This window comes from Paenibacillus sp. LK1 (assembly GCF_002750415.1).
In the GTDB taxonomy this organism is placed as follows: domain Bacteria; phylum Bacillota; class Bacilli; order Paenibacillales; family Paenibacillaceae; genus Paenibacillus; species Paenibacillus taichungensis.
In genome coordinates, this window is the sequence record NZ_PEII01000006.1 from 253,405 (window position 1) to 268,316 (window position 14,912).

The window sequence follows — 14,912 nt, forward strand, 5'->3', positions numbered from 1 at the left end:
CGGCAGGATGATTACAGACATGTCGGATTATAACCAGCGGGTGAAGCAAAGGCTGCCCGGAGGCGTGCATTATAATTTTCATCTCCCGTGGGAAGAAACACCGCTCCATTTCACGCATGCTTCCCGAAGCAGAGTGACGGACATGAATGGTAACGAGTATCTGGACCTGTATGCCCGGTTTGGTGCCCTGATTGTAGGTCATGGCAATGAGGAGTATAACGAGTGTCTGAAAGATACCATTGATCGTGTTCTGTCCGTGAGTCATTGTGATCTGGATGCAGAGGCGCTGGAATTAATCCATCAATACGTACCTTCGGCAGAGATGATTCGTTTCGGGTTATCCGGCACAGAGATTGTTCAGAATGCACTTCGACTTGCGCGAGCATATACAGGGAAAAACCGCTTTGTTCGCTTCGAAGGCCACTATCATGGCAATGCGGATAATATTATGGGCGGCAAGACCGCACGTACAGGTCTGCCGGTTCCTTCCGACTATCCTGGCGACATGAAGGGAACGAAAGGAAGGGCAAGAGATGCCATGGAGTCACAGTCCTATCTGTTGCCATGGAATGACGCCGAACGGTTGGAGGAACTTTTCCGGCAGCAAGGTGATGATATCGCAGCCGTCATCATGGAGCCTGTATGTGTCAATGGAGGCGGAGTGATGCCTGCTCCAGGCTATCTGCACAAAGTGAGACAGCTATGTAACGATTATCAGATTGTTCTCATTTTTGATGAAATTATTACTGGATTCCGTATGGGACTGGGCGGGGCTCAACAGCTGTTCGGTGTTACACCAGATTTGACGACGCTTGGGAAGGCTATCGCTGGTGGCGGCGTGCCAGTATCAGCACTGGTTGGAAAGTCGGAAATCATGAAGCTGCTCGTGGATAAAAAAGTAATCCATGCGGGGACGTTTAATGGGTACCCGCTGGGTACGGCTGCAGTAAAGGCAACGCTGGAGATGCTTGGCCGCAAGGGAGGACAGGCCATGGACATCATGAACCGTCATGCCGAGATGATTCATGATGTGCTCCGCCGGGAAGCAGCAAAGGCCGGACTCCCGCTGGTTGTGCAGGGTCCTCCGGGCTGTGCTTCTTATCACTGCTGTACAGAGCCGCTTCAGGATACGTCTGAGTATACGTTTGAATTAATGTCTTTTGATATTTTGTTGAATGGCAAGCTTGCCGAGCATGGCATTCTGGTGTCAACGCTCTCGCGGATGTACCCAAATATTATGTTGGAGATGAAGGATGTTGCCTGGTTCAGCGAGCGTGTTCCTGCCGCACTGGCGGAGATGAAAGAGCTTTATGACGAACTGATCTGACGATAGCTCAACAAGGAGAGTGGTTAGGTTTGCATAATCAACTCATTGCAATTATCGGCGCAGGGGTAATGGGCTGTGCTACGGCCCTGGATATTGCGAGGGCTGGATACCAGGTGATTCTGCAAGATATTTCGGAAACAGCTATCACCCAGGCGTCTGAAACGATCCGTCGTGAATACCGATCAGCCTGTTTTTTGAAACGGGGATACGGAGACGTTCCGCTGAGCCAAATTATGGAGCGAATTTCGTTCCAGACGGAGGATGCGGGGATTGAAGAAGCCCATATCATTATTGAGAATGTAACCGAGAATTTGGAGTTGAAAAAGGAAGTCTATCAACGTCTGGGCACCAGAATGCGTTCGGATGTGATATATGCCTTGAACACGAGCTGTATTTCCGTTACGAAGCTGGCCTCCTTTCTGCCTGATCCCGGCAGGGCCATCGGGGTACATCTGATGAATCCGGTTCCCGTCAAATCGATGGTAGAGGTCATTAAAGGCCACCATACAACGCCGGATACGGAACGAGAAATGGTGGCGTTTCTGGAGAGTCTCGGGAAGAGTCCTGTCGTAATTGAGGACTTGCCCGGATTTGTCTCCAATCGTCTGTCCCATCTGCTGATGAATGAAGCAGCGTTCATTGTACAGGATGGCATTGCAACACCTGATCAGGTAGATACGATTATGAAAAAGGGTTTTAACTATCAGATGGGCCCTCTGGAGACAGCCGACTTGATTGGTCTGGATACGGTCGTGCACTCACTCCAAGTATTGTACGACAGTTATCAGGACCCGAAATTCCGATGCTGTCCGATGCTGCAAAAAATGGTCGATGCCGGACAATGGGGACGCAAGACAGGTCAAGGATTCTATGCCTATTAAGATGAAGGAGGGCATGTCCATGGAACGGGGCAAGGATATCAAATGTATCGTTTGGGATCTGGATCATACGATTTGGGATGGTGTTTTGCTTGAGACGGGGGATGTACAACTGAAGGCGGGCATCAAGGAGGTGATCGAAAAACTCGACCAACGGGGGATTTTGCACTCCATTGCCAGTAAAAATGATGCAGAGCTGGCTTGGGCAAAACTTGTTGAACTGGGCATTGCCGAATATTTTCTGTATCCCGAAATCCATTGGGATGCAAAGTCTGTCTCAGTTCAGCGTATTCAGAAGAACATCAATATAGGCATGGATGCGCTTATGTTTGTGGATGACCAGCCCTTTGAACTGGAGGAAGTGCAGAGTGTTCATGCAGATATCCATGTTCTTCAGGCTGATCAATACGAGACCTTGCTTGATGATACAAGGCTTATGCCTCGGTTCATTACATCAGACTCCGCGCGCAGAAGGCATATGTACCAAGCTGATTCAATCCGCAAGCAGGCGGAAGAACAGTATGAAGGCCCGTCTGAGCAATTTTTGGCCAGTCTTGGTATGAAGTTTGCCATCTATGAAGCTGCTGAAGAAGACTTGCAGCGTGCGGAGGAACTGACGGTTCGCACCAATCAGCTTAATGCCACAGGCATTACTTACAGTTATGAAGAGCTGCATCAATTGATGACCTCGCAGGATCACCTGTTACTGGTGTGTGAACTGGAGGACAAATACGGGACGTATGGAAAGATTGGACTTGCGCTGATTCATATGCAACCGGATGTATGGAGACTGAACATGCTGCTGATGTCTTGCCGAGTCATGTCCAGAGGGGCGGGCAGTGTGCTGCTTACTCACATTATGCGTGAAGCCAGGAAGCAGGGGAAACAGATGCTGGCTGACTTCAAAGATACCGGCAAAAACCGGATGATGAACATCAGTTACCGTTTTGCTGGATTTCAGCTGCGATCCACAGATGATGACGGAAACGTATTGTTTTATCATGATTTGCAGCAAGCTGTGGAGTTTCCGGATTACATTGAAGTTTGTGTGCCTGAAAGGCAACATCAATAACAAGGGGGAAGGGCAGTGGATTATCGTCAGGAAATTCGGGAATTCATCGGAAATAACCTTACTATGGATCATGAGGACACTCCAATTAACGATGATGACAATTACTTTGAGTTGAGGTTTGTCAATTCACTCTTTGCGATGCGTTTGGTGGACTTTGTGGAACGTAGATTCCAGATTGAAATCGGAAATGAGGATCTGGATTTGTCCAATTTTTGTACCATTAACCGTCTGCAGGATCTGATTGAGAGAAAGCTGAATGCGAAGGGGGCGGCAATATGATTTCAGCGAATCAGGCATCCATCCGTCCAGTTGCGAGTCCGGCAACCAGTCCATCCAACAAATACATGTATCTGTTTTTGGGCATTTCCTTTGGTACATGTTACGGCATTGCAAGTTTGTTTATGTTCTTTTCCGATTTCATCGTCCCGATCACAGGTGAATTACACCTGATGCATCCGCTCGCAATTATTGCGCTGTACTCACCTTCAATTGCCGGATTAATTACTTGTTATTTGATGGGCGGCAAGGAAGCGCTCAAAGGCATGTTTCTAAAGCTGGTTCCACGCAAAAAGGACCTATTCTGGATTCCGCTCATTATTGGAATTTCCATCGTCTTCGCTTCAACGATGCACTTTGGTTCCTTGTTGTTCGGCATACCAGTCCCTGATCTGACATATAGTGTACCGGAAATGATCTGGCTCGGTATTCTGAATTTGGTTAAGGAAACGGGACTCATTGGTGGGTTGTTCGGATGGATCGGATTTTTGTTACCCTTTCTCCAAGGAAAGCTGAAAAATAACGTCACAAGTGGTTTGCTCACAGGTCTGTTGTTTGGATTATGGGTGCTTCCGGGTTACCTGATTTCTTCCTTCGGCACCTCAACCACCTACATATACTATGTTGTTCAACTTATGGCGTTTATCGTTTTCCAAAGCTACATTTTCAATGCTACCAGAGGTACGCTGCTATTTTATCTGTTGGCCTTCTGGCTCGTGGCCACGGGAAGCCAAATCGACCTGTATTACTTTAATCCGCAAGTGCAAATTATGCAGTTCTTCTTCTTTGTCATATCCGCAGTTGTCATTCATGTTATCTTCAAACGCAAAAAAGTTGATGTCCAGCTTCAGACATTTCCTGCTTATGTTCTGGACACAAAGTAGGCAGGTGGTGATGACTACATGATGGAATTAAAGTATCTGGAACAGCTGCAAACGGGGAAGGGGAACAGACAACTCGTCTGTTTTCCCTACCTTGGCGGTCACTCTCAGAGCTTTCAGCCGCTTGTTGGGGAACTGCCGGACACAGAGATTTGGGCCTTCACACCTCCGGGCCATGGTCTGAATACCCAAGCTCCTCTGGAGCATATGCAGCAACTGGTGGAGCTGTATACCAGCCAGATTCTGCATGTGATTCGACCGGGCAGTACGTTGTTTGGGCATAGTCTGGGAGGCATTACGGCCTATTTCGTTGCACAACGTTTATATCAGGAAATTCCGGATGTTGCACAAACGCTGCAGCTTGTATTATCTGCCTGCAACACGCCATCCGAGTGTGGTAACCAGCATTACGAAGGAATGTCTGATGAGGGGCTGATTGATCATCTGTTCTCTTACGATGGGCTTCCACAAGAGTTAATGCATGAAAAAGAACTGTTGTATTATTTCCTGCCTGTGATTAGGGCTGATTTCAGACTGCTTGAATCGGCAGCAAGCATTGAGCATCAGCCTTTGTCAATGCCGGTGCTGTATTTGTGGGGGGAACGAGATCGTACGGTTTCCCTTCAGTCGGCGCTGAAATGGGGCCGATACGTTGAACCACCAATGAAGCTTCAGACCATCAGAGAGGGCAATCATATGTTTATCATGCATCAACCTTCAACGGTGGCACAGGTTCTGACAAGCTTTATGACTCCAGATGAATAAGAACAACTTGTAGATGAGAGGAGCCATGTTCGTTTATGCTGCTACGAATGCTGAGAAATGATATCACCAGAAAAAAAGGGATCACAGCTGCGCTGTTTATTTTTGTACTGCTGGCTGCCCTGCTGGTATCTTCGGGATCAAGGATGATTATGGAACTGACGAGTTCCATTCAATATCTGTTCTCTGAATCCAAGGCACCACATTTTGTACAGATGCACGCTGGAGAATTGGATCAGGCCAAAGTAAACACTTGGGCTGATGGTCAATCCAACGTTGCCCAGCATCAGATTGTAGAGATGGTCAATATTGATGGCGCCAATCTGTTTCTTGGGACAGAGTCAGAGAAAAGCAGTGTAATGGATATTGATTTTGTTACACAAAATCAGAATTTTGACTACTTGCTGAATTTGAACAGTGACATCATTCAGGTTAACGATGGGGAGATCGCGGTTCCTGTATATTACATGCAGCAAAAACAATTAAGCTTAGGAGATCAGATCCAAATCGACAATGGACAATTTCAGCGTTCGTATACCATCGTTGATTTTGTTCGAGATGCCCAGATGAATCCTTCCGTTGTTCACTCCAAACGTTTTGTGGTGAGTTCGAATAATCTGGAGGAACTGAAGCAGGGCGTCGGGGAGATGGAATATCTGATCGAGTTTCGCCTGAAAGATTCTGGACAGATAGGGGCGTTCACCCAAGCTTATCAAAATGCAGGCTTGCCTAATGCCGGTCCGGTCGTAACTTACGGTCTGTTTCAGTTACTGAATGCCATGACCGATGGTGTAATCGCAGCCGTCATCATATTGGTCAGTCTTGTGTTGATTCTGATTGCCATGCTCTGTATTCGGTTCACGATGCTGGCAACGATTGAAGAGGATTACCGGGAGATCAGTGTCATGAAGGCCATTGGAATCGCGGAGAAAGATATCAAGAAACTATATCTCATGAAGTATATATTTATGGCAGGCCTGGCTTCCTTGCTGGGGTACGTTGCATCACTTGGTGTAAACAGGCTGTTTGTCGCAAATATTTTGTTGTATATGGGCAAAGCCCCTGCAACCGTGCTGCATTTCGCCGTGCCATTGCTGGCTGCCGGTTTGATCTTTGTCATGGTGGTGCTGTTCTGCCGGACGGTATTGCGGCGGTTTCGTTCCATTTCTGCGGTGGAGGCGCTGCGGACAGGAAGTCTGGGAGATACGCAGATCATTCGCAATCGCCTTAGTCTGTCCCGAAATCGCTGGTCTTCCGTACCTGTCTTTCTGGGACTGAAGGAAGTTGTACAGCGAATCAAAATGTTTCGTTTGTTATTATTTGTGTTTGTCGTCAGTTCGTTCATCATGATTGTGCCGATTAACTTCCTCAATACCTTGCAGGCACCAAGCTTTATTTCCTATATGGGCGTAGGACAGAGCGACATTCGTATCGACTTGAGACACACGGACGATGTGGAGCAACGCTATGATAATCTGATCACCGAGATCAAAAATGACCCGAGTATCAAAACGTATTCCCCACTGGTAACCAGCCAGTTCAAGGTTCGGAATGCGGAGGGCAGCTATGATAATCTGAGCGTGGAGACCGGGGACTTCAGCATTTTCCCTTTGTCCTATGTCAGTGGTAATGCACCAGCAGCCGGGAACGAAATTGCATTGTCGGATGCGAACAGCAGCGAGCTCGGACTGAAAACGGGGGAACAGCTCACCCTGCTGGTAAACGGTAAAGATCAGGTCATGACAGTCAGCGGTATCTATCAAGACGTGACAAACGGCGGGAAAACAGCGAAAGCTCTGCTGCCATACAACAAGGACAGCGTTCTGTGGTATGTGGTCAGCCTTGATCTGAAAGATCGCGGTCAAATGGCGACCAAAATTGCCGAATACGAGACGTCCTTCGCTCCAGCCAAAGTGACGGATCTCCAAGGTTATCTCGATCAGACGCTCGGAGGAACCATTCAGCAATTAAAAATGGTGACCATGCTGGCCTTGGCCATTGGTGTATTCATTTCGATATTAATTACTTCGTTGTTCCTTCAAATGTTGGTAGCAAAGGACAACAATGATATTGCTGTATTGCGAAGTCTCGGTTTTGCCTTATCCAAGATAAAACTGAAGTATGTGGTGATGTCGCTTATTATTTTGGTCGTGGGCGTTGCTGCCGGAACGGTACTGTCCAATACGCTCGGGCCGTTGCTTGTCAGCAGCATCATGTCCACCTTTGGTGCATCCAGTATTGTCTTCGTAATTAACCCGGTACAGGCTTACATCCTGTGTCCGTTGTTGCTTGCAGGCACTATCGTATTGACGGCTTGGATCAGCATCCAGTCGATCAAGGAAAGTAGCATATCCAAAATGATCGTGGAATAGGGGAGAATCAGCGATGACAACGATACTAGAAGCAAAAAACGTGAATAAATCCGTAGCAATCGGCGAGAATGATGAACATAGCATTTTGAAAGATATCAATCTCCAGTTAAAAAAGGGAGAGTTCGTCTCGATTATGGGGCCGTCCGGCTCAGGCAAGTCTACATTGTTGTACAACGTTAGCGGCATGGATCAGATCAGTGGCGGGAGTGTCTATTTTAACGGCAAAAAAATATCGGCATTTCAGGAGAGTGATCTGGCCAGTCTGCGCTTGACCAAAATGGGGTTTATCTTTCAGAACATTCATCTTCTCAAAAATCTGAATCTGCTCGACAACATTGTGCTTTCCGCGTATCTTGCCAAGAACAGCAGCAGGGATGCAATTAATACACGGGCGATGTCACTCATGAAAAAGATGGGGATTGATACGCTGGCTCATCACAACATCACGCAAGCTTCAGGGGGACAGTTGCAGCGGATTGCCATTTGCCGGGCGTTGATCAACAATCCGGATATTCTGTTTGGGGATGAGCCGACAGGGGCACTCAATTCCAAGTCAACACACGAAATCATGGATATTCTCGGAGACATCAATGCTGCCGGCACAACCATTCTCCTGGTAACACATGATGTCAAAGTGGCCGCCCGATCGGAACGGGTTCTGTTTATGATGGATGGCAAGCTGGTTGCTGACAAAAATATCGGAAAATATGCAAGAGAACGTCAGGATCTGAAAAACCGGGAAAGCCATCTGTCACAATGGTTAACCGAAATGGGGTTCTAACCGGAGAACTTCACGACTAGAATAGACCGACAGTCGGTCGAATGGATTGGAGGACAGAAAATGAGATTGATCAAAAATCCGGAAGAACGCAGAAATGAAATATTGGATGCCGCCGAGATTCTGTTCGTGACAAAAGGGTACACCAAAGCGACTGTCATGGATATCCTTCAGGCTTGCAGCATTGCGAAGGGTACCTTTTATTATTACTTCCAGTCCAAGGAAGAGGTAATGAACGCCATCGTCATGCGTTTTATTCTGAACGGGGAGGCATCAGCCAGACGTGTGGTATCTGATCCGAACCTGAACGCGCATGACAAAATTTTTCGCATTATTATGGCGCAGAATCAGCCTGATGACAACAAGCTGGGACTGATTGAGCAACTGCACCATGTACAAAATGTGGAAATGCATCAAAAGAGTCTTGTTGAGACAGTTCTTCGATTAAGTCCTATCCTGGCTGAAGTGGTTGAGCAGGGCATCGAGGAAGGAGTGTTTCACACACCCAATCCAAAGGAATCGATTGAGTTTTTACTGGTATCCTCACAATTTTTATTGGATCAGGGTATTTTTCAATGGGAGGAAGATCAGCTTCTCAAAAAAGTGGAAGCTTTCGCTCATATCACAGAACGTGTTCTGGGAGCGGAACAAGGAAGCTTTGCCTATGTTACCCGTTTGTATTTTCCCCATCAAGCCTAAACGAGAAAGGAGCGCTATCAATGGAACACACGGTTCACAAATCTTTCGGTAAGTTTCTGGTTGTATGGTTTGGTCAGCTGATCTCCATGATCGGAATTGGTCTCACGGCCTTCTCACTGGGGGTATATGCTTTTGAAAAGACGAATACGGCAACAAGTGTTGCACTCATTACGCTGTTTACATTTCTGCCCAACATTTTGCTTCGGCCGATTGGAGGTGTCTTGGCAGATAGGTTTGACCGCAGAACGATGATGATCATTGGTGATTTGGGTTCGGCTGCCGGTCTCGTTTTTATTCTGACCATCATGCTTACGGGTGATATTCAGTTATGGCATATCTATGTTGGGGTAGCATTCAGTTCTGTGTTTTCGGCACTGCAAAGTCCGGCATACAAGGCTTCCGCCACCGATCTGCTGGACAAAGACCAATTCTCCAAAGGAAGCGGACTTGTGCAGCTGGCCGAATCCTCCAAATTTTTATTTTCACCCATTATCGCGGGCATTCTGCTCAGTATCACAACCATTAAAGTCATTCTGGTCATTAATATTGCAACATTCCTGATCGCTATTCTGGCTGTGCTGGTTATACGGAAGAGCATGAAGGTGGAGCGCGAGGAAAAAGAAGATCAAAACTGGATGACGGATATTCAGGAGGGATGGCGCGAGGTTGTAACCAATAAGGGAGTGCTGCTGCTGGTCATTATTATCTCTCTGGTTACCTTCTACCTCGGATTCCTGGAGACGCTGATTGGCCCAATGCTCTTGTCTTTCACGGATGCCAAAACACTTGGAACATTTCAGTCAGTTAGCGCTATTGGCATGCTGATTAGCAGTTTATGTATCGGCATATTCACGATGACGAAGAAATACGCCAGTGTGCTGGTGATGGGGTTGATCATGTGCGGACTGTCCTTCTCACTACTTGGGGTCTCCACGAACATTTATTTTATCATCTTCGCTGGCTTCCTGTTCCTCTCTTCACTTCCGTTTGTCAACATGAGTGCGGATGTGTTGGTGCGTAATAACATTGCCAACGAGAAGCAGGGCAGGGTCTGGGGCATCATCGGTATTCTGTCACAGCTCGGCTTCATCATCGCGTACAGTTTGGCCGGATTTCTGGCCGATCACGTGTTCAACCCGCTCATGATGGAGGGAGGGGCACTTGCATCTTCCGTGGGGCAAATCATTGGAACCGGGCCGGGCAGAGGTATTGCCTTACTGTTTATCATTGCAGGTCTGTTCGTGATCCTGATCGCCATCATTACATCTCGTCTGAAAATGATCAAGACACTGGAGCAAAGCAGCGATATTTCATCTCCTCCCGATGTGGGTGGATTGGCACACGATTAGGGAAAATAATGCATCAGAACTGATTATGTTAACAGGAAACGAGAACGGAACAAATTGCCAAGGGGTGTTCTCACAGTGGGAGAACACCCTAACAAGTTTAGTGAAATATTACCGAGTAACGATGTACCGATTAGAGGCGCCTGATAAAATGAATCATGCTATCGTTCGTTCCGTATAGATTTAAGAAAAATTATCCCATGATTGGTTACTTATTGTAGTATATCGCCGCTTTTGTTTAATTAACGATTAGATTACCGTAACTTTCCATGTATTGGTAACGTTTAGAATGTGAAAAGCATGGAAGTGTGGCTAAAGCTAATAAAGAATGCGGAGTGAACAGTTATGAAAATGTACTCTAAGGGCGCCCTAATATCGGGTTTCGTAATTTTTATCATTAGTGTTTCAGGCGGTCTCATGGTATCCCAGAATACAAGTGCTAAAAATACGATTATTCCAAGTCATATCACAGCTATCAACTATTTTGAAAATGAATATGGACTGACATTCGGTAGGATTGAAGATTTGAAATCCGTTGAAATACTACCCGACTTAATCTATGCAGGAAGTGTAGACGGCATTGCTGGATATGTCATGAAAACAGATTATCTTAGTGAAACTACACGGACTGCCCCGCTTTTTGATGTTGACGGGAAAACCATCATTGGTTCTATTTTTGTTGGTGGTAAGAAAACGAATTATCCTAAAAATCGTAATGGGCAAACTTACGGTTCTGCCGTTGAGGCTACTTCTCCAGAAACAGAACCTCAACTAATTGAGGCTATTGGTGTGGATGGTACAGAAGGATATGTACTGAAAAAGGACCTGGATGGCGAGCAACCCAGTACACCTGAAGAAGCCATTGCACTACAGAACAGTAGAGCAGCGGATGGCCGTGATATTCCGCTGTATGATCTGGATGGTGAAAACGTGATTGGTGTGTTTCATGTTGGGGGAAAGTAATCAAAACCCTAGAAAGAACTATTACTCAAATCAATCACTCTTTTGCAGATTATTTCATAATTCATCATCTTGAGGTTGCTGTCGGTGGAATTAGAGTCGTGAAAAAAGATAATCAAATTTATAGTGTTAGCCCAATTTTTATACTGCCAGAACATCAAGGAAAAGGGAATGTTCAAGAAGTCTTTACAATGGTTGAGCAGATATATGATGATGCAAAGTCAAGGAAATCGGGTACCATCTTACAAGAAAAAGGAAACTGTTATTTATATGAAAAGATAGGCTATAAAAACACGGGTGCAACAAAAGTAATTAACGACAAAATGACAATGGTATTTAATGAAAAGCATTTATAGACGACTAGCCATTGGATTAAGTTAACCGCCTTTTAGTGGTCGGTTAACTTTTGTATGAAAATCAACAAGAAGTTTAACATAGACTTTCTATTAGAAGATGAAATCCTACTCATAACGACTGATTCAACTAACAGGAAACGATAACCTCAATAAAAAGAAGGAGGCAGCCGATCCACGTGTGATCGGCTGCCTTTGTTCAATTAACTCAGGTTAGTTCATAATTGCAAGTGCACTCGCATTTTAGAGATTAATACTTAAATTGGATTGTCAAACGCTCTAACTGCTGTGACATATCCGACAAGGTTGTGGCTAAGCTCGTAATTTGCTCCATTGAAGCCAGTTGTTCTTCTGAAGATGCAGCTATATTTTGTGAGTTGTCTGCAGCTTGAAGCGCAAGATTGGAGACTTGCTCTTGACCCGCAGATATTTCCTGAACACTTGCAGTTATCTGCTGTGTAACACTGGCGAGTTCTTCCGTTTGTTGCGCGATAAAGTTTGTGGACCCCACAATTTTGTTGAACTGTTGTTCTGTCTCACTAGCAATCTGTATACCGGAGTCGACGTCCTGTTTAACTCGTTCCAACGTTTTAAGAGATTGCTCTATATCTGTACGCATATCATGAATCAACGTGGAAATCTGCCCGGATGACTGATTCGATTGTTCAGCAAGCTTTCTCACTTCAGCAGCAACTACGGAGAAACCGCGGCCTTCTTCTCCTGCACGGGCAGCCTCAATTGAAGCATTTAAAGCCAAAAGATTAGTCTGCTTTGCGATATCCGTAATGGCATGTAGCATCGTACCGATCTGCTGGCTACGTTCATCAAGCATCCTCATTACTACATCGGTTTCATTAACGGAATGGTTAATCAGGTTCATTTGCTTCGTCGTGTGCTCTATGGCAGTACTACCTATATTCGCTAATTCCATCGCATCAACAGAAGAATCAGCAATAGTTGAGGAGCTTTCCGCTATTCGCTGGATACCAATTGATATTTCCTCGAGTGAGTTGGTTGTTCTTTGAAGCATCATTTGTTGCTCCTGTGCGCCGACTGCGGATTCTTGGATCGAAATGGTGATATTCTCGGTTGCTTGACTGGTGTGCTCTGCTCCAAGGGTCAATTCTTTGGAGGATGAAGCTACCTGCTTTGTGGAGAGATCGACTAGTCTAATAAGATATCTTATGTTTTTAATCATTTCATTAAAGTCTTTAGACAGCTCACCTATTTCATCTTTGGACTTTATTTTGACTTCTTCAACGGTTAGATCACCGTCCGCAACGGACTTCAGTCGTTTGGCGATCTTAAGGATAGGCTTCGTTAGACGCCCTGAGACGATGCTGACGATAACTGATCCGAGAACTACTGCAACTGCCGTAACTATTATTACAAGATAAAGAACTTGCGTTGCACCGCTGTTGAACTCACTTAAATATGCACCTGAACCGACGATCCAGCCCCAATGTGGATCCATTTCAACATATGAAACTTTCGTTTCTATTTCACCTGTATCAGGTAGAGCCCACTTATAGGTGACAAATCCCCCTCCGGCTGATCCAACCTTAACAAGCTCTTTCCCCAAATACACGCCATCTTCCGTTACGACATCTGTCAAATCTTGACCTTCATTTGAAGGATTCATCACGGAATGAGCACTCTTATCAACTGCCCATGGATATCCTGTTTTCCCTACAGTATATTCACTTTTTACAGGTCGCTTATTTTCTGCATTTTTTTCACCGAGCAGTTCGACGCGGAGTTTTTCCTGTGCTTGCTCCAATGTTAAATCTCCGCTCTCTACTTGCTCATTGAGGATGCTAATCATGCCAATAACCATATTCACACTATTTTCAAGTGCTGCCTTGCCTGATTCATTCATTTCAGTTTTCGAAACCGTATACGAAGTGAACCCTATCACAATCGTGGGCACAATTAGTATAGCCAAGCATAGAGTGACTAACTTTGTTCTCAAAGATCTCATTTTTAGTATGGATACAATCTTTGTTTTCACTGTATTTCCCCCTCAACACAACAATTTACAGCTCCCATAACTTTAATAGTTAAAATTTAAAATAAAAGTCTGTACATAATATATCGAAAAAATATACTGTAAAATGAAGTCCTCGAGCTATGCCTTTCCTCTTATCTGAATCCACTTGACCTACTAAAAACATTACGACTAGGAGTTTGTGTTTGGTTTTTGTATAGGAATGCTGTTAATGTACTACGCTTAAGGTTAGATGTGATCTTATGAAGGAGGTCATCGTTTCTTGAAATTTGAACTAGGACGTTGCTTACTGAATGAACGATTGATGGAATCCGGAAAGTCAGCGGAATGGCTGGCAAAGGAATTACTTTTTAAACCGGAACGAGTTTACGACTTTATTGAAAACAAAAGAGTGATGCCACTCAAAATTGCCATATCGATCGCTGATTCCATCGGTTGTGATGTTCGTGCCTTGTATGAGTTAATTCCGAATGATTATGAAGTAATGGGAGATTAATGAAATAAGTGGTAGGTTATGTTAAAGATAAAAATGTGCTTCATAAAATTTGGAGGGAATGCCCTTGCCTAAATGGATTGTTTCATTGATTTTTATCTTTACGCTTTCTGTTGGAATCAACAATGATCTACTCATCGCATCAGCTAAACCTACGCTAGCTTTTTCAAATGTGGATTTGGACAAGCTGCAAACTGCTGCGGATTTCAAACTCTTTACGCCGTCTTACTTGGTTGAAAACTATAAATTAGAAATTAAGGAACCATACCCGTTTGATCTTAGACAATCAGTTTCAAAAGTTAGACTTCATTTTTTTGATGAATCAGGACAGACATATTTGTTTGGAATTGAAGAACATAAGGCGGGTGGATATAAAGTAAACCGAGTTGTCACTAGCGTCGATGTTCGTAATCGAACAAGTACAACAAGAACTATAGTCGAGGATTTTAAATTTAATGAACATGGAGAGAAAATGAACATTAATGGAATCGAAGGGCGATTTGAACCATGGGCTAACCATATACCAGGAGGATACCTACGATGGGTACAAAATGATACTTTCATTGAAATGGACAGCGGAGAATTAACCAAAGAGGAAATGATCGCGTTAGCAAAATCAATGAGATGATTCAGTAATTCAAACTAACGGAAAACGAAAGTAATTAAGGCTGCCAGCTTACATGGGAGCCTATTTTATTTGACTTTTA

At 44.9% G+C, this 14,912-nt stretch carries 15 protein-coding genes; 14 read left to right on the forward strand and 1 reads right to left on the reverse strand.

Going from position 1 to position 14,912, the window contains the following annotated elements; all coding sequences use genetic code 11:
• The first annotated feature begins 7 nt into the window (after nucleotides 1-7).
• The 12 genes from CS562_RS15725 to CS562_RS15780 all read left to right on the forward strand — a co-directional run bounded on the left by CS562_RS15725 (nucleotide 8) and on the right by CS562_RS15780 (nucleotide 11,707).
• On the forward strand, nucleotides 8-1,327 hold the full coding sequence (locus tag CS562_RS15725; protein WP_099857005.1) for an aspartate aminotransferase family protein: 1,320 nt from the start codon (nucleotides 8-10) through the stop codon (nucleotides 1,325-1,327).
• 29 nt (nucleotides 1,328-1,356) lie between these two features.
• The gene (locus CS562_RS15730; RefSeq protein ID WP_099857007.1) at nucleotides 1,357-2,208 is read left to right on the forward strand and encodes a 3-hydroxyacyl-CoA dehydrogenase family protein; all 852 of its coding nucleotides are present in this window, start codon (nucleotides 1,357-1,359) and stop codon (nucleotides 2,206-2,208) included.
• Between the two features lie 19 nt (nucleotides 2,209-2,227).
• Nucleotides 2,228-3,277, forward strand: coding sequence for an HAD-IIIC family phosphatase (locus CS562_RS15735; protein WP_099857009.1), 1,050 nt, complete (start codon nucleotides 2,228-2,230; stop codon nucleotides 3,275-3,277).
• 15 nt (nucleotides 3,278-3,292) lie between these two features.
• Nucleotides 3,293-3,556 carry an acyl carrier protein gene (locus CS562_RS15740; protein ID WP_099857011.1) on the forward strand — a complete coding sequence of 88 codons (264 nt, stop codon included), beginning with the start codon at nucleotides 3,293-3,295 and terminating at the stop codon, nucleotides 3,554-3,556.
• Nucleotides 3,553-4,437 (forward strand): hypothetical protein, encoded by an 885-nt coding sequence (locus tag CS562_RS32970; RefSeq protein ID WP_175383291.1) that lies wholly within the window; start codon nucleotides 3,553-3,555, stop codon nucleotides 4,435-4,437. The genes CS562_RS15740 and CS562_RS32970 overlap by 4 nt, the downstream gene beginning before the upstream one ends.
• 18 nt (nucleotides 4,438-4,455) lie before the next feature.
• On the forward strand, nucleotides 4,456-5,199 hold the full coding sequence (locus tag CS562_RS15750; RefSeq protein ID WP_099857013.1) for a thioesterase II family protein: 744 nt from the start codon (nucleotides 4,456-4,458) through the stop codon (nucleotides 5,197-5,199).
• 35 nt (nucleotides 5,200-5,234) lie between these two features.
• Entirely contained in the window at nucleotides 5,235-7,568 is a 2,334-nt protein-coding gene (locus tag CS562_RS15755; RefSeq protein ID WP_099857015.1) for an ABC transporter permease, read from the forward strand.
• 13 nt (nucleotides 7,569-7,581) lie between these two features.
• Complete coding sequence (locus tag CS562_RS15760) at nucleotides 7,582-8,349, forward strand: ABC transporter ATP-binding protein (RefSeq protein ID WP_099857017.1); 768 nt, start codon at nucleotides 7,582-7,584, stop codon at nucleotides 8,347-8,349.
• A gap of 60 nt (nucleotides 8,350-8,409) precedes the next feature.
• Nucleotides 8,410-9,045 carry a TetR/AcrR family transcriptional regulator gene (locus CS562_RS15765; protein WP_099857019.1) on the forward strand — a complete coding sequence of 212 codons (636 nt, stop codon included), beginning with the start codon at nucleotides 8,410-8,412 and terminating at the stop codon, nucleotides 9,043-9,045.
• A gap of 20 nt (nucleotides 9,046-9,065) precedes the next feature.
• The gene (locus CS562_RS15770) at nucleotides 9,066-10,394 is read left to right on the forward strand and encodes an MFS transporter (protein WP_099857021.1); all 1,329 of its coding nucleotides are present in this window, start codon (nucleotides 9,066-9,068) and stop codon (nucleotides 10,392-10,394) included.
• Between the two features lie 342 nt (nucleotides 10,395-10,736).
• The gene (locus tag CS562_RS15775; RefSeq protein WP_099857023.1) at nucleotides 10,737-11,354 is read left to right on the forward strand and encodes a hypothetical protein; all 618 of its coding nucleotides are present in this window, start codon (nucleotides 10,737-10,739) and stop codon (nucleotides 11,352-11,354) included.
• A 29-nt stretch (nucleotides 11,355-11,383) separates the two neighbouring features.
• Nucleotides 11,384-11,707 carry a GNAT family N-acetyltransferase gene (locus tag CS562_RS15780; protein ID WP_483874451.1) on the forward strand — a complete coding sequence of 108 codons (324 nt, stop codon included), beginning with the start codon at nucleotides 11,384-11,386 and terminating at the stop codon, nucleotides 11,705-11,707.
• Nucleotides 11,708-11,954: 247 nt separating this feature from the next.
• Here the strand turns inward: CS562_RS15780 and CS562_RS15785 are convergent, their stop codons facing one another.
• Nucleotides 11,955-13,715, reverse strand: a complete 1,761-nt coding sequence (locus CS562_RS15785; RefSeq protein WP_099857027.1) for a methyl-accepting chemotaxis protein — start codon at nucleotides 13,713-13,715, stop codon at nucleotides 11,955-11,957.
• 259 nt (nucleotides 13,716-13,974) lie between these two features.
• Between CS562_RS15785 and CS562_RS15790 the strand changes: the two genes are divergently transcribed.
• Together CS562_RS15790 and CS562_RS15795 are read left to right on the forward strand one after the other, a co-directional pair.
• Nucleotides 13,975-14,208: a transcriptional regulator gene (locus tag CS562_RS15790; protein WP_099857029.1), complete on the forward strand. Its 234-nt coding sequence runs from the start codon at nucleotides 13,975-13,977 to the stop codon at nucleotides 14,206-14,208.
• 64 nt (nucleotides 14,209-14,272) lie between these two features.
• A complete protein-coding gene (locus CS562_RS15795) occupies nucleotides 14,273-14,833 on the forward strand; it encodes a DUF4367 domain-containing protein (RefSeq protein ID WP_099857031.1) in 561 nt (186 codons plus the stop codon).
• The last annotated feature ends 79 nt before the right edge of the window (nucleotides 14,834-14,912 follow it).